Origin of the sequence: Algihabitans sp. (assembly GCF_965226985.1) — a bacterium.
Lineage (GTDB): Bacteria > Pseudomonadota > Alphaproteobacteria > Kiloniellales > DSM-21159 > Algihabitans.
The window spans coordinates 2,119,976-2,141,111 of record NZ_OZ245712.1 but is presented as its reverse complement, the minus strand read 5'-3'; the positions used below and the strand labels follow the sequence as shown (position 1 = coordinate 2,141,111).

General features: G+C 67.6%; 16 protein-coding genes. 12 read left to right on the top strand and 4 right to left on the bottom strand.

Annotation, left to right across the window (positions count from 1 at the left end):
• The first annotated feature begins 1 nt into the window (after position 1).
• From choV to ACO054_RS09840, 5 genes are all read left to right on the top strand, one after another.
• Positions 2-1,201, top strand: a complete 1,200-nt coding sequence (choV, locus tag ACO054_RS09860; protein WP_421710265.1) for a choline ABC transporter ATP-binding protein — start codon at positions 2-4, stop codon at positions 1,199-1,201.
• A 62-nt stretch (positions 1,202-1,263) separates the two neighbouring features.
• Complete coding sequence (locus tag ACO054_RS09855) at positions 1,264-2,124, top strand: hypothetical protein (protein WP_421710264.1); 861 nt, start codon at positions 1,264-1,266, stop codon at positions 2,122-2,124.
• A 145-nt stretch (positions 2,125-2,269) separates the two neighbouring features.
• On the top strand, positions 2,270-3,250 hold the full coding sequence (locus ACO054_RS09850; protein WP_421710263.1) for an ABC transporter substrate-binding protein: 981 nt from the start codon (positions 2,270-2,272) through the stop codon (positions 3,248-3,250).
• Between the two features lie 104 nt (positions 3,251-3,354).
• Positions 3,355-5,022: an ABC transporter permease gene (locus ACO054_RS09845; protein WP_421710262.1), complete on the top strand. Its 1,668-nt coding sequence runs from the start codon at positions 3,355-3,357 to the stop codon at positions 5,020-5,022.
• Entirely contained in the window at positions 5,010-6,092 is a 1,083-nt protein-coding gene (locus ACO054_RS09840) for an ABC transporter ATP-binding protein (protein WP_421710261.1), read from the top strand. The genes ACO054_RS09845 and ACO054_RS09840 overlap by 13 nt, the downstream gene beginning before the upstream one ends.
• A gap of 4 nt (positions 6,093-6,096) precedes the next feature.
• Here the strand turns inward: ACO054_RS09840 and ACO054_RS09835 are convergent, their stop codons facing one another.
• The 4 genes from ACO054_RS09835 to ACO054_RS09820 all read right to left on the bottom strand — a co-directional run bounded on the left by ACO054_RS09835 (position 6,097) and on the right by ACO054_RS09820 (position 12,418).
• Positions 6,097-9,246: an efflux RND transporter permease subunit gene (locus ACO054_RS09835; protein ID WP_421710260.1), complete on the bottom strand. Its 3,150-nt coding sequence runs from the start codon at positions 9,244-9,246 to the stop codon at positions 6,097-6,099.
• Positions 9,243-10,412: an efflux RND transporter periplasmic adaptor subunit gene (locus tag ACO054_RS09830; RefSeq protein WP_421710259.1), complete on the bottom strand. Its 1,170-nt coding sequence runs from the start codon at positions 10,410-10,412 to the stop codon at positions 9,243-9,245. The genes ACO054_RS09835 and ACO054_RS09830 overlap by 4 nt, the downstream gene beginning before the upstream one ends.
• A 53-nt stretch (positions 10,413-10,465) precedes the next feature.
• Positions 10,466-10,927, bottom strand: coding sequence for a MarR family winged helix-turn-helix transcriptional regulator (locus tag ACO054_RS09825; protein ID WP_421710258.1), 462 nt, complete (start codon positions 10,925-10,927; stop codon positions 10,466-10,468).
• 72 nt (positions 10,928-10,999) lie between these two features.
• Positions 11,000-12,418: a helix-turn-helix domain-containing protein gene (locus ACO054_RS09820; protein ID WP_421710257.1), complete on the bottom strand. Its 1,419-nt coding sequence runs from the start codon at positions 12,416-12,418 to the stop codon at positions 11,000-11,002.
• Between the two features lie 217 nt (positions 12,419-12,635).
• On the opposite strand from ACO054_RS09820, the gene ACO054_RS09815 reads away from it, so the two are divergent.
• The 7 genes from ACO054_RS09815 (at position 12,636) to ACO054_RS09785 (ending at position 21,007) form a co-directional block, all read left to right on the top strand.
• Positions 12,636-13,904, top strand: a complete 1,269-nt coding sequence (locus ACO054_RS09815; RefSeq protein WP_421710256.1) for an aminotransferase class V-fold PLP-dependent enzyme — start codon at positions 12,636-12,638, stop codon at positions 13,902-13,904.
• 310 nt (positions 13,905-14,214) lie between these two features.
• Complete coding sequence (locus tag ACO054_RS09810; RefSeq protein ID WP_421710255.1) at positions 14,215-15,198, top strand: Bug family tripartite tricarboxylate transporter substrate binding protein; 984 nt, start codon at positions 14,215-14,217, stop codon at positions 15,196-15,198.
• 167 nt (positions 15,199-15,365) lie between these two features.
• Complete coding sequence (locus ACO054_RS09805) at positions 15,366-15,863, top strand: tripartite tricarboxylate transporter TctB family protein (RefSeq protein WP_421710254.1); 498 nt, start codon at positions 15,366-15,368, stop codon at positions 15,861-15,863.
• Between the two features lie 95 nt (positions 15,864-15,958).
• Positions 15,959-17,491, top strand: a complete 1,533-nt coding sequence (locus tag ACO054_RS09800) for a tripartite tricarboxylate transporter permease (RefSeq protein ID WP_421710253.1) — start codon at positions 15,959-15,961, stop codon at positions 17,489-17,491.
• Between the two features lie 40 nt (positions 17,492-17,531).
• On the top strand, positions 17,532-19,073 hold the full coding sequence (locus tag ACO054_RS09795) for an acyl--CoA ligase (protein ID WP_421710252.1): 1,542 nt from the start codon (positions 17,532-17,534) through the stop codon (positions 19,071-19,073).
• Positions 19,070-20,062: a 2-dehydropantoate 2-reductase gene (locus ACO054_RS09790; RefSeq protein WP_421710251.1), complete on the top strand. Its 993-nt coding sequence runs from the start codon at positions 19,070-19,072 to the stop codon at positions 20,060-20,062. The genes ACO054_RS09795 and ACO054_RS09790 overlap by 4 nt, the downstream gene beginning before the upstream one ends.
• A 162-nt stretch (positions 20,063-20,224) precedes the next feature.
• The gene (locus ACO054_RS09785; protein WP_421710250.1) at positions 20,225-21,007 is read left to right on the top strand and encodes a dienelactone hydrolase family protein; all 783 of its coding nucleotides are present in this window, start codon (positions 20,225-20,227) and stop codon (positions 21,005-21,007) included.
• Positions 21,008-21,136 lie beyond the last annotated feature (129 nt).

Genomic DNA, 21,136 nt, shown 5'->3' with positions numbered 1-21,136 from the left:
CGTGGCTGCTCTGACCTTCGAAGCGGTGGATATCGTCTTCGGCGAGGAGGCCGAGGAGGCGCTGCCGCTGATCGACCAGGGGCGCAGCCGCGACGAGATCCTGGAGGCCACCGGCTGCGTGCTGGGGGTCGCCCAGGCGGATCTGGAGGTTCAGCCCGGCGAGATCTGCGTGCTGATGGGGCTGTCCGGCTCCGGCAAGTCGACGCTGCTGCGCGCGGTCAACGGCCTCAACCCCGTCACCCGGGGGCGGGTGCTCGTTCAGGACGACGAAGATCGGATCGACGTCGCTGCCTGCGACGAGGCCACCCTCCGCCGCCTGCGGACCGAGCGCATCGCCATGGTGTTCCAGCAGTTCGCGCTGCTGCCCTGGCGGACGGTCCGCGAGAACGTCGGCTTCGGGCTGGAGCTGCGGGGCTTGGCGAAGGCGGAGCGCCACCGCATCGTCGAGCAGAAACTGGAGCTGGTCGGACTCGACCAGTGGGGCGACAAGTACGCGCACGAGCTGTCGGGCGGAATGCAGCAGCGGGTCGGCTTGGCCCGTGCCTTCGCCACCGACGGCGACTTGCTGCTGATGGACGAGCCCTTCAGCGCGCTCGATCCGCTGATCCGTACGCACCTGCAGGAAGAGCTGCTGACCCTTCAGGCGGAGCTGCGCAAGACCATCCTCTTCGTCAGCCACGATCTCGACGAGGCCCTCAAGCTCGGCAATCGCATCGCGATTATGGAGGGCGGGCGCGTCGTCCAGGTCGGCCGGCCGGAGGAGATCGTGCTGCAGCCGGCCAACGACTACGTGCGCGAGTTCGTGGCCCACATGAACCCGATCAACGTGCTGCGCGGCGCCTCCATGATGACGCCGTTGGAGGAACTGCCGCGACACGGCGAGGCCCTGGCGCTGGACGCCGGCGGCCGCTGTCTGCTGCACATGAACGGCGCCGGCATCGCCGAGGTCCAGGAGGATGGACGGCCCCTCAACCTGCATAGCTGGAGCCCCGATCAGTCCACATCGGCTCTTCCCGACACCGCCGTCGTGCTGGCGCCGGCCGACACCACCCTTCGGCAGGTGATGGAACTGCGTCAGGCCAGCGGCCGGCCCGTGATTCTCTGCGAGGACCGGCGGCCGGTCGGGCTTTGCGGCGACGCGGAGATCTACCGGGCCATCCTGCGGCAAGAGGGTGAGGGGGCAGGCGCGCCCGGCGCCTGAGTGGGGCCAAATGCGTGATGCCGGGGTGCGCAAGGCTCCCCGGCTGCGTAGAATAACTCGCTATGCCATCGATCCATCTTCTTTTGCGCCTGGTGCGTCGCGCGGCTGAACGGCGCGCGCCCGGCGTCGCTCTCGCGTCGCTCTTGCTTGGGAGTCTGCTGGTCCCGGGCGTACTCCAAGCTCAGCAGGCCGAGTCGGCAACTGTCGGAACCAGTTCGGCCGTGGAAGACGAGATTCCGGCAGCTCCGCCACCGCCGCCGTTGAGCACCAGTCCCGCCGCGCCGGCTCTCTCGCCGCCGAGTGAACAGGAGCAGGCGGGACCGCGCCCTCTGCTGCCCCCCGATCCGCCAGCGGATTCCCCAGCCGATCCGCCCGCCGAACCGGCGGTCGCCGTGCCGGACGAACAGCAACCGGAGACGGCACCCGACAGTCCCCCAGCGTCTCGCTCCGTCGCGCTGCCGGAGTCGCACGGCGATGGCGAGACCGTTCCTCTGCCGCCGCGCCGCCCGACCCCGCCGCCGGACTTCGCGGCCGTACCGCCGACAGCAGTTCCGACACCGGAGCCGGCCTCTCCGCCCAGCGGCGAGAGGGATCGCTTCACGGACGACGGCTCGCAGCGCTTCTCCCGCGATCTCGACCAGCCGCGCTCCGGGTTCCGCCGGGTTGAGGGGGACATGCTGTGGGAGCGTGCGCCGATCCCGCAGGCACTTAAGACGGCCTGCACCACCAAGGTGGCGCGCCTCGGCTCCAGCCTCGCGGCCAGCTTCAAGGACCAGGGCCTCTGGGTGCCGGCCGAGAAGCTGACCCTATCGGTGGATTGCGACGACGGCGAGGAACGGCCCATCGGTACCTTCCTCTGCGAGGCCCAGGACTTCGCCCCGGTACTCGACCTCAGCTGTCGGCTGGAGCGCCCGGCCCGGTAGTCCTTTAGTTTGCGGTCGAGATTTGCCGTTTTGTCATGAAACTGTCGTGGCTCCTGGGCTAGGAAATCGCCTTCCCATTCGGCGTTGAGGAACCCCGGTCGGTGGTTCCCGTCACCCCATCTCTCCAGACGGGAGTAGCAGACAGATGCGCAAAACGCTTCTTGCCGCGACCCTGTGCGCCGCCTTCGGCACGGCGCCGGCGGCGGCACAGGACAGTGAGTTGATGCTCTACACCTCGCAGCCGCAGGACCTGCTGGTGCAGATGATCGCGGTCTTCAATGAAACCCATCCCGAGATCGAGGTGTCCTTCTTCCGCTCCGGCACGACCGAGGTAATGAACAAGCTGGAGGCCGAGTTCGCGGCCGGCGACCCTCAGCCCGACCTTCTGCTGGTCGCCAACTCCCTGGTCATGACCGGACTGAAGAACGATGGCCGTCTGATGGTCTATCCCGAGGCGCCGACCGAGGGCTACGATCCTGCCATCATGGATCCCGACGGGGCCTTCGTCGGGACCAAGCTGATCACCACCGGGATCGTCTACAACACCGATCTGGTCAGCGAGCCGCCGACCAGCTGGGCGGATCTGACCGACATCCGCTTCGCCGACCAGGTGATCATGCCGAGCCCGCTCTACTCCGGCGCGGCCGCCCTGCACGTGGGAACCATGACGGCGCACGAGTCCTTCGGCTGGGACTACTACCAGGCCCTGGCCGACAACGGCGCGATCGCTGGGCGCGGCAATGGCTCCGTGCTGGAGGCGGTGGCGACCGGTCAGAACGCCGTAGGGATCATCGTCGAGTTCATGGCCTTCAACGCTAAGGCGGAAGGCTCCCCCGTCGACTTCGTCTTTCCCGCCGAGGGCGTGACGGCCATCACCGAACCAGCCGCGATCCTGGCGACCGCCAACAACCCCGAGGCCGCCGAGGTCTTCGTCGACTGGCTTCTGAGCGAGGAGGGTCAGCGCTTCGCTGGCGAGCAAGGCTACCTGCCGGCCCTGCCGGGCGCGCCGACGCCCTCGACCTTCCCGGAGACGGTCGAGTTCGAGATCATCGCGGTGGAGCCGGGCACGCTGATCTCCAACGACGAGGAGATGAAGAAGAGCTTCGCCGATCTCTTCGGCGGCTGATGTCGCTCAAGCAGACGGGTCTTCGCGGGCCGCAAGCGGATGCGGTTCTTGCAGGCGGCGCATCTCACGGTCGGAGGCTGCGTACCGGCGACCGGCAGGAGAGGGTGCTGCTGGCACTGGTCGCCGCCTTCGTGCTGCTCTTCTGTCTGCTGCCGCTCCTGCGCCTTTTCGCCGAAGTCTTCGCCGCGGGTCCGGCCGAGGGTCTGGAGACCGCCCGCGAGCTCTTCCAGAGCCGCTTCGCACGTCAGGCCGTCTTCAACACTCTAGAGGCCGGCCTGCTGTCGATGCTGGTCTCGCTGGTCCTTGGCGGCGGCCTGGCGCTGGCGATCGGTCTCACCGACATCCGGGCCAAGGCGCTTCTGACCTTTCTGGCCTTGATGCCGCTGCTGATCCCGGCGCAGATCGCGGCCTTGGCCTGGCTCGAGCTGATCGGTCCCTCCAGCTTTCTCTGGCAGATCCCGGGGTTGGACTATCCGGCAGGGAGCCGGAACCCGCTCTACGGACGCGAGGGCATCGTGATCCTCATGGGGGTCGAGCATGCGCCCATGGTCTTCCTGACCGTGCGTGCCGGGCTGCGGGCCTTGCCCGACGAACTGGTCGAGGCCGCGCGCGCGGCGGGGGCGCGGCCCTTGCGTCTGACCTTCGGGATCCTGCTGCCGCTGCTGCGTCCGGCGCTGCTCGCCGGTGCCGCGCTTGCCTTCGTCTCGGCCATCGGCAACTTCGGTGTGCCGGCCCTGCTCGGCATTCCGGGGCGCTACACCATGTTGACCACCTTTATCTATCAGCGCCTCAACGGCTTCGGCCCCAGCGTGTTGGGCGAGGTGGCTTTGCTGGCTGCCTTGCTGGCTCTATTGGCGGCGGCCGGGCTCGCCGTGCAGGCCGCCGCCGCACGGCGCGGCAAACTCAGCCTGGAGCGTGGCGGCCGCGTCTTGCAGCCTTTCTCCCTCGGGGCGCGGCGTTGGCGGGTCGAGGCTGCGGTCTGGGGTCTGTTGGGTCTGACCGGCGTGCTGCCGCTCCTGGCCCTGGTGAACAGTTCGCTGGCTCAGGCGCTGGGCGTCGCCGTGACCCTGGAGACCGCGACCCTGCGGCACTACGGCGACGTTCTCGCCAACCAGATCACGGCCCGGGCCTTCGTCAACTCGACGCTTCTGGCCGCCTTGGCCGCCGTCTCCTGTCTGCTGGTGTCGCTTCCGCTCGCCTACCTTGCCGTCGTGCGTCGCAGGGCGCTGGCCCGTCTGCTGACTTTCGTCTCCGACGCGCCCTACGCGCTCCCGGGTATCGTTCTCTCCATCGCTTGCATCCTGCTGTACCTGCGACCGCTGCCGCTGCTGGAGATCGGGCTCTACGGCAGCTTCTGGATCCTGGCCGTGGCCTATCTCGGACGCTTTCTGGCGCTGGCGTTGCGGCCGGCCATATCCGGCGTCGAGCAGCTCGACCCTCGTTTGGAGGAAGCTGCGCAGATCGCCGGGGCGGGCGGCTGGCGACGGCTGCGGGACATCGTGCTGCCGCTGGCCGCGCCACCGGCCGCGGCGGGCGGCATGCTGGTCTTCATGGCGGCCTTCAACGAGCTGACGGTCTCGGCGCTGCTCTGGTCCGCTGGCAACGAGACGCTGGGCGTGGTGATCTTCGCGCTCTATGACGAGGGCAATTCCAACGCCGCCGCCGCCGTCTCGGTGCTGACCGTGATCGTCACCCTGGCCATCGCGCTGGCCGCGACTCTCTTTGCCCGCTGGATGCGAATGCCACGGGGAGTTCTGCCATGGCAGACCTGAAGCTGGAGGCCGTCACCAAGCGCTTCGGCGCTCAGGCCGCCGTGAGTTCCGCCAGCCTGGAGCTGCGCTCCGGCGAGTTCGTCGCGTTGTTAGGTCCGTCGGGCTGCGGCAAGACCACCTTGCTGCGTCTCATCGCCGGCTTCGAGACACCCGACGCCGGAGCGATCCGGCTGCGCGGCGATACCGTCGCCACGCCCGAGGGAAGCTTGCCGCCGGAGGCACGCGAAGTCGCCATGGTGTTTCAGGCCTACGCGCTCTGGCCGCACATGAGCGTGGCGGAGAACGTGGGCTACGCTCTCAAGCTGCGCGGCCTACCCTCGGCCAGCCGGCAGGCGAAGGTGAGCGCTTGCCTGGCCAAGGTGGGCCTCGACCACCTGGCCGACCGCCGGCCGGAGGCGCTGTCCGGCGGGCAGCGCCAGCGGGTCGCCCTGGCGCGCTGTTTGGCTACCGATCCGTCTCTGGTTCTACTCGACGAGCCGCTCGCCAATCTCGACGCTCATCTGCGTGAGGAGATGCAGGCCGAGTTCCGTCGGCTGCACCGGGAGACCGGGGCGACGATGGTCTACGTCACGCACGATCAGGCCGAGGCCATGGCCCTGGCCGACCGGGTGGCCGTGATGGATGCCGGCGTCATCCAGCAGCTCGCCCCACCACGCGACCTCTATACCCGGCCGGCGACGGAGATGGTCGCACGCTTTGTCGGCCAAGGCATGCCCGTCCCGGGCCGGCTGCTCGGTCCCGCGCCGGACGGAGGTGTGGTGGCCGAGATCTTCGGTCAGCGGCTGAACTGCCGCAGTGCCGGAGACAGAACGGACGGACCCGCGACCGTCGTGCTGCGGCCGGAGATGTTGGAGCTTGCGGCCCAAGATGCGGCCGGAACACTCAAGGCCAGGGTCGTGGCCACCACCTTTCGGGGCGATCACACCAGTGTGGAAGCCGTACCCGACGCCGACCCGTCGATCCGGCTGCTGCTCCGCACGTCCGACGTGCCCGCCGTCGGTGCTGCCGTCGGCTTGCGCATGCGCGACGGCTGGGTACTGCCGCGAGCGGTCCGGTCGCCCGCGATCTGACGCTTTACTGTGCGGCCTGTAACTGCGGTTCGGGCGACGGTTCGGCGCTGCGCCGAGGTTCTGGCGGGCGCGGACGTCCCGTCACCAGACTGAACATCGGCGGCGTGAAGTAGAAGGAGACGATGCTGGAGAGCAGCACGCCGCCGGCGATCGCCATCGCAAAGGGCGGCCAGAAGCCCCCGCCGGCCAGGATGAGCGGCAGGAATCCGCCGAAGGTGGTGATCGTGGTGGAGAGGATGTGACGGCTGGAGCCGGCCACCACCTCGCGCATGCGAATCGGGTCCCCGCGTGCCGCCTCCGGGTCGGCCTGCAGCCCGGTCATGATGATGATCGCGGCGTTGATCGACACGCCGATGGAGCCGATTACCCCGATCAGAGCCTGAATGCCGAAGGGATAGTCGAAGATCGCCAGGCACAGCAGGCTGAGACCGACGGCCAGCAGGCTGACAGCGCCTGCGACCAGAGACAGGCGGAAGGAGCGGAAGGTGAGCACGATGGTGGCCACCGTCAGGGTGACCACGAGCCCCAGCGTCGAGATCAGGTTGTTGACCGTTTCCTGCCGCGCGTCGGCGTCGCCGCCGACCTCCAGGCGGTAGCCGACGGGCAGGGCGACCGGGGAACGCTCCAGGGCGTCTAGCACCTGCTGCAGGGCTTCTTCCGGCAGCACGCCCAGCCGGATGTAGCCCTGTACGGTGTTGACCCGCTCCCCGTCGCGCCGGGTGATCGGCGTCTCCGCCGGCTCCAGCAGCGTGCGGCCGAGGGCCGACAGCGGGACGGCGGGATAGCCGCCTTCGGACACCCGCAGGGCCGCCTGAGGGCCCAGCACCTCCATGTTGGCGATCTCGGCCAGGGAGCTGCGGGTGTCCTGTCCGACCCGTACCCGAACAGGCAGTTCCTCGCTGCCCTCCACCAGCGAGCCGCCGACGGCGCCTTCCAGCAGAGTGTCGAGCTGGCGGGCGACGCTGCCCATCTCCAGCCCGGCCAGCCGCACCCGCGCCTCGCTCAGATCGAAGGTGAGCTGCGGCGCGCCGCTCGACAGACTGGTGCGGGTGTGGGTGATGTCGGCGACCTCCACCATACGCCGGCGGATCTCCTCGCCCAGGCTGCGTAGTTCGCTGAGATCCGGGCCGAACAGCCGCAGCTCGACCGGCGCGTTGACCGGGGGGCCCTGCACCAGATCGCGCACCAGCACCTGGGATTGCGGCAACGCCTCGTCGAAGCGCGCCTGCAGGTCGGGAATCAGAGCCTCGGCGGCCTCCGGAGAGACTGTCGTCACCAGGGCTTCGGCGAAGGTCGGTTGGCCGTCCTGGTTCATCATCATGTTGTAGTAGAAGGCCGGCGCGCTCTCGCCGATCACCCAGTCCACCTTCGCGACACGTTCGTCTTCGCGCAGCAGCGCGTCGGCCGCCAGCACCTGACGTTCGGTTTCCCGGATCGACGCTAGGCGCGGCGCGTTGAGTTGGACGTAGAACTGATCGCGCTCGACGCCGGGGAAGAACTGCGCCGTCAGGGTCGGGAAGGCGCCGAAACCGATCAGCGGCAGGGCCGCGGCGGCCAGGATCGCCAGCCATCGATATCTCAATGACAGATCCAGCGAGCGCTCGAAGAGACGACGGGCGGCCGGTAGGTCGAGGCCGTGCTGCAACCAGGCGAACCCGTCCGAGCGTTCGTGGCGTGGCAGCATCCAACCGGCCAGGGCCGGCGTGATGGTCAGCGCCAGCCCGAAGGAGACAATCAGCATCACGATCACCGACAGCGCGATCGACCCCACGAAGTCGCCGGCCGGTCCGGGGAGCAGCGCCATCGGCAGGAAGGCGAGGACCGTGGTGACGGTCGAGGCGAAGAGCGGTACGGCCAGACGGCGCACCGCCCCTGCAACAGCGGCTTCGCGGTCTTTGCCCTCCTTCAGGCGATGGCGAACCTGATCGACCATGACGATGGCCGCGTCGACCAGCAGGCCCAGCGCGACGATCAGACCGGTGACCGACATCTGGTGTATTGCCACTCCTGCCGCCTGCAGGACCGCGATGGTGCCGAGGCTGGTCAGCGGCAGCACCGCGCCGACGATGATGGCGCCGCGCCAGCCGAGCGTGAGCAGAACCACGGCGACCACGATCGCGATTCCGATCGCCATGTTCCCGATCAGGTCGTTCAGCCGGTTGGCCGTGTAGCCCGACTGATCGAAAACCAGTGTATGAGACAAGCCGTCCGGTAGGCTGTCCTCGAAAGCCGCCAGCTCTCGCCGCAGGCGCTCCGCCCAGTTATCGACCTGCAGCCCTTCCTCCATCTTGGCGGCGACCAGGATGGCGCGTTCCCCGTCCGCGTAGGCGATGCCGGAGGGGGGTTCGGCAAGGCTGCGGCTCACCTCCGCGATGTCGCCGACGCGCAGGATGCGTCCGTCCCGGCCTTCGACCAGGGCGATGTTGCGAACCCGCGCGAGACTGTCGATCTCGCCCTCGACCTCGACCAGCAGGTTCAGCGCCGTGCCGCGCAGCTGGCCGGCCGGCACCTTGCTGTCTCCGCTGGCGATCGCCTGGGAAACAGCCTCGGCGGTCAGCCCGACGGAGGTCAGGCGCTGCTGGTCGATCCTGACCAGAATCTCCTCGCTCGGGTCACCGTAGACGCGCACCAGCTCGGTCCCCGGCATGCGGCGCAGACGATCCTGCAGCCGTTCCGCATTGCGTCTCAGGATCGAGAGCGGAACCTCGCGTCCCTGCCTGGCCGTGACCGAGGAGATGGCGGTGAAGGCGCCGGTGCGGTCGTTGTCGAACTCCGGTTCGGGAACGCCAGCCGGCAGCGTGCGGGCGGCGTCGGCCAGCGCATCGCGAATCTCCGACCAGGCCTGCTCGATCTCCGCGTCGGAGATGAACTCGCTGAGTTCGACCTGCACCACCGACACGCCGCTGCTAGAGGTCGAGGTGATCTCGTCGATCTCCGCGATCTCGCGCAGCTCCTCCTCGATCTTCTCGGTCACCAGGGATTCCACCCGCGCCGGATCAGCGCCGGGGTAGGGTGTCACGATGGTCGCGAAGAGATTGGTGATGGTCGGGTCTTCCTGACGCCCGATGGTGCTGAGGGCGGCCGCGCCCAGCACGACCAGCATGCCGACGGCCAGGGCGAAGAGACGCCAGTCGCGGAAGAAGAGCGTTGTCATGAGGTGGGCAGGTCCGCGCTCTCGCTCGGCGACAGCGGTCTTACCCGCTGGCCGGGCACAACGCGTTCCGCGTTGCCGACCACCACTTCGGCACGCGTCGGGAGCGTTCCGCGTACGAAGGCCTGCTCGTCTTCGGCATGCAGAACCTCGACGGTTTCGCGGGCCAGGACGCTGTGGCCCTCGCGCTCGACCAGGGTGAAGACGGACCAGAGACCCTTCTCATCCTCGTAGAGCGAGGTCAGAGGCAGCCAGAAGCCGGCGCCCTCGATTTCCCGCGCGAGACGCAGCGTCACGACCTCGCCGAAGGGCACGTCCTGCCGGTCGGCGAGGTCGAACAGCAGTTCCAGGCTGCGCGTTTCCGGGGCGATGTCGGGTCGGGTGGCGGCCAGCCGCCCCTTCAGTTCCCGGCCGTCCGCCATCAGGGTGAAGTCGGCTCCGGCGAAGAGTCGCCGGGCGGCCTCCGGCGTCACGCCGATCCGTGCCTGGGGTCGACCGCTCTCCAGCAGATCCAGCACCATGCCGCCCGGCGAGACGACCGCGCCTTCGTCCAGATAACGCCCCGCCAGACGCCCGTCGAAGGGCGCGCGCAGCGTCGATTTTTCGATGTCGATGTCGAGCGCGCGCAGGTCGGCCGCCAGCGCGCGGGCGCGGGCCGCAAGAGCTTCGGCGGAAAGGCGGGCCTCGTCGAGCCGTTGGCTGCTGACATGGCCCTGCTCGAAGAGTTCTCGCTGACGTCGCAGTGTCCGCTGCGCCAGATCGAGATCGGCGGCGACCTGTTCCTGCTGTGCCGCGATCGCGTCGCGCTGTGCCAGCAGTGGTTCGATATCGAGTTGCGCCAGCAGTTGGCCGAAGCTCACCTCATCGCCTTCCTCGGCCATGACTTCGGTCAGGAGGCCGGCGCGCTCGAAGGCCAGGCTGGAGCGTCGCGCCGGCTCCAGCCGTCCGGCGAAGCGCTCCTGGACGCGATAGCTGTCCTGACGCTGCACGGTCTGGACCTGGACGGGTAGAGGCGTGAGGGCCGCCGGCTCGTCGTCCGCCGCCGCCCGGAGGTGGAAGGTCGCGACACCGCCTGCGATGACCGCGAGGATCGCCACGGCGACCGCGAGACGTCCGGCAAGGCCGACAATGCCGCCTTTCAAGCGGTTTTCTTCGTTCGCATGCGTCATACCGGTGGGTCCTCGCGGCAGTTGACTTCTCTACGCAGGGTCGTCCGGACGGATCACGTCTTTGCCTCGGAAAGTCTCGAAAGACGCTCGGCGAGGGCCGGCCAGTCGGTGGATCCGAACTGCTGGGCGGCTTCGGCCTGCGCGCGCTGCCAGAAGGGGAAGGCTTCGGCATAGGTCCGGCGGCCGTCGGGCGTAATCCTGGCGCTGCGCCGGCGACGCGGCCCCTCGGGAGACAGCGTGACGCGTCCGTCGCGCGCCAGCGGCCGCAGCGCGCGGGACAGGGAGGTCCGCTCCAGGCCCAACTCTTCCGCCAAAACGCTGAAGGGAAGCTCCTCGTGCAGCACGAGCGCCGAGAGGATCGAGAACTGTCCGGGACTGAGGCCGGCCTTCGACAACTCCGTTTCGTAGAGCCGCGTCGTCTGCCGCGCGGCCTGCCGTAACGCGAAGCAGGCACAGGTCAGCCGCGCTAGGTCCGCCGCAGCGTGCAGATCGAGATCGTCGTTTACCTCTGTCATGACGTGCATATGCACTTCAATAGGGAAGAGGCAAGGCCTGGGGGATAGAATCTTCGCTCTTTCGCCTGTCCGTCAGCTTTCGAAGCGCGTCTGACCCCGGCGGCGCTCGTCGATGGGCAGATCCAGATGCAGCGGCTGGTGGGCGCGTTGGGCGCAGTTCTGCCGGGGGCAAAGCCGGCAATTGATGCCGATGGGCGTGAAGAGATCCGGATCGTCCAGGTCGAAGCGGCTGGAGTAGATCAGCTGACCGGCGTGTTCGATGGCGCAGCCCAGAGTGACGGCCAGCCGCTGGTCCTGCGTGGTGTAGCCCAGGCTCGGCCGGTCCACCGTCCGGTTGACGGTGAAGTAGCGGCTGCCGTCCGGCATCTCCACGAACTGGGGCAGGATCCGCCCCGGCGTCCGGAAGCTGAAGTGGATGTCCCAGCGCGGACAGGCGCCGCCGTATTCCGCCAGATGGAAGGTGGTGGCGTTGAAGCGTTTGGTGACGTTGCCGGCCTTGTCGATGCGCAGGAAGAAGAAGGGGACGCCCAGTGCGCCTTCCCGTTGTAGCGTCGTGACCCGATGGCAGGCCTGCTCGAAGGAGACGCCGAACCGCAGGGCGATGCGATCCAGGTCGTAGCGGCAGTCCTGCGCCTCGCTCAGAACCTGCGCGTAGGGCATCAGCACGGCGGCGGCGAAGTAATTGGCCAGCTCGACCCGGCAGCGCGCCTGGGCGCGGCTGTCGGCGATGCCGGCCGCCTCGATGATACCGTCGATCGTGGAGCGGTACTGCAGCAGCCCGGCCACGTGGGTGAGCTGAAAGACCCGGTTCTGATGGTCGAGTCCCTCGGACAGGAGGATCTCGCCGAGGCTTTCGTCGTAGTTTCGCAGGGTCTGGGGCAAGGCTCCGACCGGAACACTTCTGACATCGATGCCCAGATCGCGCTTCAGCCGGAGCTTCAGGTAGCTGTACATCTCGTCGGCGTCGATGGGCTCGCCGTGCCGGAAGTCCGTTGCCGCCTGCTCCAGGGTCTCGAAGTGATTGCGGTGCTTGCGGAAGAGGTCGTGAACCACGGTCTCCGGGCTCGCCGAGGCGATCCGCTCCGCGTCGCTGGCGCCGCCGCCGCCCAGAGCCAGCAGCCGGTCGCCGAGATTTCGGTAGCTCTTGTGCAGATCCAGAAATCTCTGGGCGAACTTGGGCGCGTGGTCGAGTGCGGCCCGCAGCTCCTGCAGGTCCGGTACATCGCCCCCGAACAAGGGATCCTGCAAGGCGTTGCGCAGATCGGCCAAAGCCGTGGTCGTGCCGTCCCGCACCAGATCGCGCCAGTCGACGCCGTAGGCTTCGGACAGCCGAACCAGAACCTGGACCGACAGGCTGCGCTGATTGTTCTCCAGCAGGTTCACGTAGGCCGGACTGAGCCCCAGTTGCCGGGCCATCTCCGCCTGTGACTGCTTGCGGTCCCGCCGCAGCTGGCGCAGGCGCGGCCCGACGAAGGTCTTGCGTTGAGGCATCTGCGGACCTCTTCGGCAGGGTGGGCAGGAGTATTCACAAATTTACTAAATCAGTACTTGTTAATAACACAGCTATCACGACTACTCGAAAGTTCTTCGAGCTTCATCGGTTCTCCGCCACGGTTCAGACAGCGTAGAGGTTCTCGGTCGCTCGGTTCGACGAGCGACGACAGTTGGAACTTCGCCAGAAAAGCCGATCGAGGGAGAGGACCCGCCGATGAGCGACGTTTTTGCGAGTTCCAGCTTTGCAGCCCCCGCAGTTAGCCCGGCAGTCAGCCCGGCGGCCGTCAGGCCCGGCATGACCCATCTCTTCATTCCGGGGCCGACCAACATCCCGGAGCCGGTCCGCCGTGCCATGAACGTGCCGATGCAGGATATGCGGGCAGCGGACTTCGGCGCCTTGACTCTGCCGCTCTTCGCCGACCTGGCGCGGGTCTTCAAGACCTCCTCCGGCCGCGTTTTCATGTTTCCCTCCTCCGGCACGGGCGCCTGGGAAGCTGGCATCACGAACACCTTGAGTCCGGGGGACCGGGTGCTGATGTCGCGCTTCGGGCAGTTTTCCCACCTTTGGGTCGACATGGCCGAGCGGCTGGGGCTGGAGGTCGACTGTATCGACGTGCCCTGGGGTGCCGGCGTGCCGGTGGATATCTACGCCGAGCGTCTCGCGGCCGACCGCGAGGGGCGGATCAAGGCTGTCTTCGTGACCCATAACGAGACCGCAACCGGCGTGACCTCCGACGTGGCCGGCGTCCGCGCCGCTCTCGACGCCTGCGGGCATGAGGCCCTGCTGTTCGTCGACGGCGTCAGTTCGATCGCCTCCATCGATTTCCGCATGGACGACTGGGGCGTCGACCTGGCCGTCGCCGGGTCTCAGAAGGGCTTCCTGCTGCCCGCGGGTCTAAGCTTCCTGGGCGTCAGCGAAAAGGCGCTGGAGGCCCGCAGGACGGCGCGTCTGCCGCGCTGCTACTTCGACTTCGCCGACATGCTGCGGATGAACGCCGACGGCTTCTTTCCCTACACGCCGCCCACCCAGCTCTTTCACGGCTTGCGCGCCGCGCTGGATCTGCTCTTCGCGGAGGGGCTGGAGAACGTCTTCGACCGCCACCGGCGCTTGGCCGAGGGGGTGCGGCGCGGGGTCTTCGCCTGGGGACTGGATCTCTGCGCGCGGGAGCCGGCGCTCTACTCGGACACCGTCAGTGCCGTCCGCGTGCCCGAAGCGGTGGATGCCCGCGAGGTCATTCGCATCGGCTACGAGCGCTACCGCACCTCCTTCGGGTCGGGGCTGTCTCAATTGGCCGGAAAGGCCTTCCGCATCGGCCATCTGGGCGATCTCAACGAGGTGAGTTGTCTCGCGGCGCTCGCCAGTGCCGAGATGGCGCTCTGCGATGCTGGCGCCAAGATCGAAGCGGGGACCGGTGTCGCCGCGGCGCAGACCTGGTATCGCCAGTCGATCCTGCCTCAAAGCCACCTGGTCGCGGCCGAGTAGCTGTCGGCGTCAGTGGCGGTCTCGATGGTGTGAGGGGGCCGCGATCTTCGCGCCACTCGCCTCTCTGTAGTCCTCCCGATTCCGGTGGCCCCTGAAAAGTCACAGCGCTGAGGCCGCATGAAAATCTCTTGATCGGAGAATTTGCGCTACAGTTGATTTCAACTCCAGATTTATTTGTCGTCAGTCAAAAACGGGGGTGAACACCCGTGGAAGCGACAGTAACGCTCGAAGAAAAGAGCGGAAAAGGCTGAAAGCCGGAAGAAAATGGCGGGATCTCCGCCAGGCGTGGTCAAACTGGGAGACTCAAGCGATGCTCGTGAAACCTTTCGCAGTTTTTGCGGCCTTGGCGGGGCTGGTTTTGGCTCCGGCGCTCGGCACGACGACGGCCAAGGCCGACGATTGGGAGCCGAACAAGCCTTTCGAAATGGTGATCATGGCCGGGCAGGGGGGCGGGGCCGACCGGCTGGCGCGGCTGTTCCAGTCGATCATCCAGAAGAACGATCTCTCGCCCATGCCGGTGCTGCCGATCAACAAGGGCGGCGGCTCGGGGGCAGAGGCACTGCGCTACCTGCAGGACAGTTCGGGCGACCCGCACAAGGTGATGGCGACGCTCAACAGCTACTACACCACGCCCCTGCGCACGAACATCGGAGTCGACATCGCCGAGTTCACGCCGCTGGCCCGCATGGCCGTCGACACCTTTGTGCTCTGGGTCAACGCGGACAGCGATATCGAGACGCTCGACGACTACGTGGCGGCGGTGAAAGCGGCGGACGGCGCCTGGAAGATGGGCGGGACCGGCACCGGTCAGGAGGACTCTCTCGTCACCGCGATGCTGGAGCAGGAGTTCGGCGTCGAGATGACCTACGTGCCCTTCGCCGGCGGCGGCACGGTGGCCAAGAACTTGATCGGCGGCCATGTCGATTCCACCGTCAACAATCCCTCCGAACAGATGGCCTTCTGGAAGGCGGGCAAGAGCCGGCCGATCGCGGCTTTCACGGAGGAGCGTATCGACGTCTTCGCTGACGTCCCCACCATGCGCGAGCTGGGTCACGACCTCGTCTACACCATGCAGCGCAGCTTCGTCGGCCCGCCGGGCATGCCGGAGGCGGCGCAGGCCTTCTACGTGCAGCTTCTGACCGATCTCAGCCAGACCGAGGAGTGGCAGAGCTACGCGGCCGAGCAGGCGCTGGTCACCGACCTGCTGACCGGCGAGGAGCTGCAGGCCTACCTGTTGGCCGAACGGGACCTGCATGAGAAGCTGCTGTCGGCGATGGACGAGAGCGGCTCCTAGGCGGCTTCGCCCGGCTTGTTCGCCGTGAAGCCTTTTCCCGCAAGATCGGCTGAAGTGACGTTCGGAGGGACGCGATCCGCGTCGCTCCGACGTCGCTCGGCTCTAGCTCTCCGGGACTCCCCAGCCAACGACCCCCGAGAAAACGAGGTGATGAAGGAGGCGATGCAATGCGTGTTGCCGAGTTGACGGTTGCCGCTCTGCTGATGGCCCTCTCGGGCTATTTCATGTTTCACGCCACCGCTCTGCCGATCGGCTGGCAGGAGGGGGCGGGCCCCGGCGGCGGCGCCTTCCCCTTCTGGCTGTCGCTGATCATGCTCCTGGCGGCCGGCGGGATCTTCCTGCGTCACTTCGCCGAAGCTCTGGCCGACCGGGGCAGCCGCCGTCCCTTCATCACCCGCGCCGCCCTGCGCGACGTGCTGATCGTCGTGCTGTCCCTGTTGGCGGCGATCGCCCTGATCCACGTGGTCGGGGCCTACGTCGCCATTCCGCTGTTCCTGCTTTTCTATCTGAGGGTCATGGGCAACTGCGGCTGGCGGCTGACGGCGACGCTGACCCTCGTCACCCCGGTGGTCGTCTTCCTCTTCTTCGAGGTGGCGCTCAAGATCCTGCTGCCGAAGGGCATTACCGAGCCGCTCTTCATCCCGCTCTACGCGCTGCTGTTCTGATGCCGGTTCGGCCGGACGGTATGACCTGATCCTTTTAGGTCCGGCCGTCTCCTCGGCCGGGCTTGTCCCCCGAGTCCGCTCCCGAGGAGACTGCGATGGAGGTTCTGCAACATCTGGCCGACGGCTTCGCGATCTCGCTGTTGCCTTTGAACCTCGGCGTCCTGATCCTCGGCGTGACCGTCGGTCTCTTCATCGGTGCGATGCCCGGCCTCGGCTCGGTCAACGGTGTGGCGATTTTGCTGCCCATCACCTTTCTGGTCCCGCCAGCCTCGGCAATCATTTTCCTGGCGGCGATCTACTACGGCGCCATGTATGGCGGTGCCATCTCCTCGATCCTGCTCGGAATTCCCGGGGCTTCGACGGCGGTCGCGACGACCTTCGACGGCCGGCCCCTGGCCCAGAAGGGACAGGCCGGCCTGGCCCTGATCGCCGCCGCCGTCGGTTCCTTCGTCGGGGGCACGGTCTCTGTCCTGCTCTTCACGCTCTTTGCCGCGCCGCTGGCCGACGTGGCCCTGGCCTTCGGTCCGGCTGAGGAGTTCGCGCTGGTGCTGCTGGCCTTCACGACCTTCCTGGCGCTGGGCGGCGACGATGTGCTGAAGACCGTCACCATGATCGTGCTGGGCCTGGTCCTCAGCACCGTCGGACTCGACCTCATCTCCGGCCAGCCCCGGCTGATCTTCGGCGACCTGCCCGGGTTCTACAGCGGGATCTCCTTCCTGGTGCTGGCCATCGGCCTCTACGGGATCGGCGAGATCCTCTGGACCATCGAACAGACTCGCCACAAGCCGCAGGTCATGCCGGCCCACATCCGCTTCGCCGACCTGGTCGCCGGCTTCCGCGCCCTCAAGGCCTCGCTGACGGCCATGGCCAGCGGCTCGCTGCTGGGCTACTTCGTCGGCATGCTGCCGGCGGCCGGCGCGACGCCGGCCTCGCTCATGGCCTACGGCGTGGCGAAGTCCACCTCGCGCAAGCCGGAGCTCTTCGGCAAGGGCGCGGTCGAGGGCGTCGTGGCGCCGGAGACGGCGAACAACGCCGCCAGTACCGGTTCGCTGCTGCCCATGCTGACCCTGGGCATTCCGGGGTCGCCCACCACCGCCCTGCTGCTCGGCGGCATGGTCATGTGGGGGCTGATGCCGGGTCCGATGCTCTTCATCGAGCAGCCGGAGTTCGTCTGGGGCCTGATCTCCAGTCTCTACACGGCCAACGTCTTCGCCGTGGTGATCAATCTGGCGCTGATCCCGCTCTTCGTCTGGTCGCTGCGCATGCCGCTGCCGGTGCTCTGCGCGCTGGTGCTGGTGCTCTGCATCGTCGGCGGTTACACCCCGAACCAGAAGATGCACGACGTCTGGCTGATCGCCGCCTTCGGCATGGCGGGTTACGTGTTGCGCAAGCTGGACTACCCCTTGGCACCGCTCGTCCTGGCGCTGGTGCTCGGCCCGCTGATGGAGAAGTCCCTGCGTCAGGCGCTGATCGCTGCCCAGGGCGATGCGACCACTTTCATCGAGCGTCCGATCTCCGCGACCTTCATTGCCATCGCGCTGCTGTTGTTCCTCTTGCCGCTGATCCGTAAGTTGCGGCACCTTCCGCTCTTCAAGCGCTCCCCGGCCTCCAGCAGGTCGTCGGCGTGACGCCGCCATACGGCAAGACCGATGTATCTCAAGGAACAGCATGTCAGATACCGTCAAAGATCTTCTCTCGTCCCATCCCGACGATGCCCCGGCGCTGGGCGCCGCCGGCCGTGATTGGCTGACCTTCGGCCAGCTTCGCGACTTGACCGACGCCACCCTGGCGACAGTGAACGGCCTTGGGATCGGTCGCGGCGACCGGCTGGCCATCGTGTTGCCGAACGGTCCCGAGATGGCGGCCGCCTTCGTGACCCTCGCCTGCGGAACGACCACGGCGCCGCTCAATCCCGCCTATAGGGAGGAGGAGTACGACTTCTACCTGAGCGACCTGAAGGCCAAGGCGCTGGTGGTGGCGGAGGACTACGACGGCCCAGCGCTGCCGGCGGCGCAGCGGCAGGGCGTGCGGGTGCTGCGGCTCTCGAGCCCCACCGACAAGCCGGCCGGCTGGTTCCAGCTGCTACCCGAAGGTCCGGGAGCCGAGGGAGAGGCGAAGACAGGCGGCTACGCCGAAGCCGACGACGTCGGCCTGGTGCTGCATACCTCGGGCACGACCTCGCGGCCGAAGATCGTGCCGCTGCTGCAGCGCAACCTGGCCGCTTCGGCTCGGCACATCGGTGCCACCCTTGAGCTGACGCCGGCGGACCGCTGCCTCAACATCATGCCGCTGTTCCATATCCACGGCTTGATCGCGGCGGTGCTCTCCTCCCTGACCGCCGGTGCATCGGTCTGGTGTTCGCCCGGCTTCAACGCCTTGCAGATCTTCGGCTGGCTGGAGAGCGTCAAGCCGACCTGGTACACGGCGGTGCCGACCATGCATCAGGCGATCCTGGCCCGCGCGGCACGCAACGAAGCGATCGTTGCGGACGCTGACTTGCGCCTGATCCGCTCTTCCTCCGCCTCCCTGCCGCCGCAGGTGATGACGGCCCTGCAGGAGACCTTCGGCTGCCCGGTGATCGAGAGCTACGGCATGACCGAGGCGGCGCACCAGATGGCCTCCAACCCTCTGCCGCCGCGTGCCCAGAAGGCCGGCTCGGTCGGGATCGCGGCGGGTCCGCTCGTCCGCACGGCCGACGAGGCGGCGGATCGCCTGCTTGAGCCCCAGGCGACAGGCGAGGTGGTGATCTCCGGCCCCAACGTCACGCCCGGCTACGAGGCCAACCCCGATGCCAACGCCAAGTCCTTCTTCGAGCTGGAGGGGCGGCGCTGGTTCCGCACCGGCGACCAGGGCCACTTCGACGCTGAGGGTTACCTGCGCATCACCGGCCGGCTGAAGGAGATCATCAACCGTGGCGGCGAGAAGGTCTCGCCGCTGGAGGTCGACGAGGTCCTGATGGATCACCCCTCGGTCGCCCAGGTGGTCACCTTCGCCCTTCCGCACCCGAAGCTGGGCGAGGAGGTGGCAGCCGCCGTGGTGCTGCGCGAAGGGCAGGAGGCTCAGGAGCGGCAGCTGCGCGATTTCGCGTCCGAGCGGCTGGCCGACTTCAAGGTGCCGCGCAAGGTGGTGATCCTGCCGGAGATACCCAAGGGCGCCACAGGCAAGCTCCAGCGCATCGGCCTGGCCGAGAAGCTCGGTCTGACATCATGAAGATCTGTGTGTTTGGCGCCGGCGCCATCGGCGGCTACATGGGCGCCAAGCTGGCTCAGGCCGGTGCGGATGTCAGCCTGGTCGCGCGCGGGCCGCATCTGGCGGCAATGCAGGACAAGGGCCTGACCCTTATCGAAGAGGGGACCTCCACGACCGTCCCGGTCACGGCCTCCGAGAATCCGGCCGATCTCGGGCCGCAGGACTACGTCGTCATCACGTTGAAGGCCCATTCCGTGCCGGGTGTCGCGCGTGCCATGCAGCCCTTGCTGGGGCCGCAGACGACGGTGGTGATGGGCGTCAACGGCGTGCCCTGGTGGTACTTCTACAAACTCGACAGCCCTTACGAAAATCGTCGTCTCCAGACGGTGGATCCGGGCGACCGGCAGTGGCAGGAGATCGGCCCCGAGCGGGTGCTCGGCTGCGTCGTCTACCCTGCCGCCGAGGTGACGGAACCGGGAACGATTCTGCACATCGAGGGCAACCGTTTTTCCCTCGGTGAACCCTCGGGCGAGAAGAGCGAACGGGCGCAGGCGCTTGCCGCCGCCCTCTCCGCCGCCGGCCTGAAGGCGCCGATCCGGCCGAAGATCCGCGACGAGATCTGGGTCAAGCTCTGGGGCAACCTCTCCTTCAATCCCATCTCGGCGCTGACCGGCGCGACCCTGGACGTGCTCTGCGCGGACGAGGGCGTCGGGGGCGGAACGCGGGCGGTGGCGCGCAAGATGATGCTGGAGGCCCAGGCGGTGGCGGAGAAGCTGGGCGTCAAGTTCCCCATCGACGTCGATCGGCGGATCGCCGGCGGTGCGGCCGTCGGTGCTCACAAGACCTCCATGCTGCAGGATCTGGAGCGTGGCCGGCCCATGGAGATCGACGCGCTGGTCGCCTCGGTGCGCGAGATGGGCGAACTGGTGGGCGTGCCGACGCCGACCATCGACACGGTGTTGGCACTCGTGCGCCTGCGCGCCAGGGTCGCTGGCTGCTACCCGGAATAGGCGGCTGTTTGAGACTGCTCTGTTCTCTAGAGCTGTCTCTCAAACACTGCTGTGTTGTGCGGGTGGCCTGAGGCATAGTGACGGCCTCGCAATCGCCTTGGTTGAGCCGTTCATCCAAGCCTGCCGCGCGGCCGACCTGACAGAACAGAAGGGAGAAGCGCCATGGGATCTCTGTTCAACCGAGCTGTCGGCCTGTCTTTCGGCACCGCCGTGCTGGCCGCCGCCCTTGCCGTCTCGCCGCCGGCGGAAGCTCAGATCGTCGGCGAAGCGGTGACCTATGAGATCGACGGTGAGCGTTTCGAGGGATATGTGGCGCGCAATCCGGACGTGGCGGGCGATCTGCCGGTCGTGGTGGTGATCCACGATTGGGACGGCCTGGGGAGCTACGAACGACGCCGTGCCGAGATGCTGGCCGAGGCTGGCTACGCTGCCGTCGCGCTCGACCTCTACGGCGCCGGGATCCGTCCCGAGACCTTGGAGGAGCGGCGGGCACGCAGTGGTGCCCTCTATGCGGACCGCGAGCGCATGCGCCGGCTGATGACGGGCGGCATCGAAGCCTTGCTGGGCGAGGGCATGGATGCGGAGCGTCTGGTTACCATGGGCTACTGCTTCGGCGGCGCGGCGGCGCTTGAGTTGGCGCGCAGCGGCGCCGAAGCGGCGGGCTTCGTGTCCTTCCACGGCGGCCTCAGCACGCCGGAGGGCCAGGACTACGGCGCCGTGACCGCTCCGGTTCTGATCCTCCATGGCTCCGCCGATCCGGTCGCGCCCATGAGCGAGGTCGCGGATCTGGCAAGCCGGATGGACGAGGCCGGCGTCGTGCACAGCATGGAGATCTACGGCGGTGCCGAGCATGCCTTCACCGTCTGGGGTGGCCAGGACTACGAGGCAAGCGCCGACCAGGCCTCCTGGAGGGCTCTTCTGCATTTCCTGGACGAACGGCTTTAGCCTCGCGGCGCTTGCGAACGCGCACTGCCCGCCGGCAAGTGCCTCATAGATTGGTTTTTTCAATATATAAGATAGACATAATTTGTTTCATTCATTGACGGCGCCTATGCCATAGAGCCGGCCAATGGG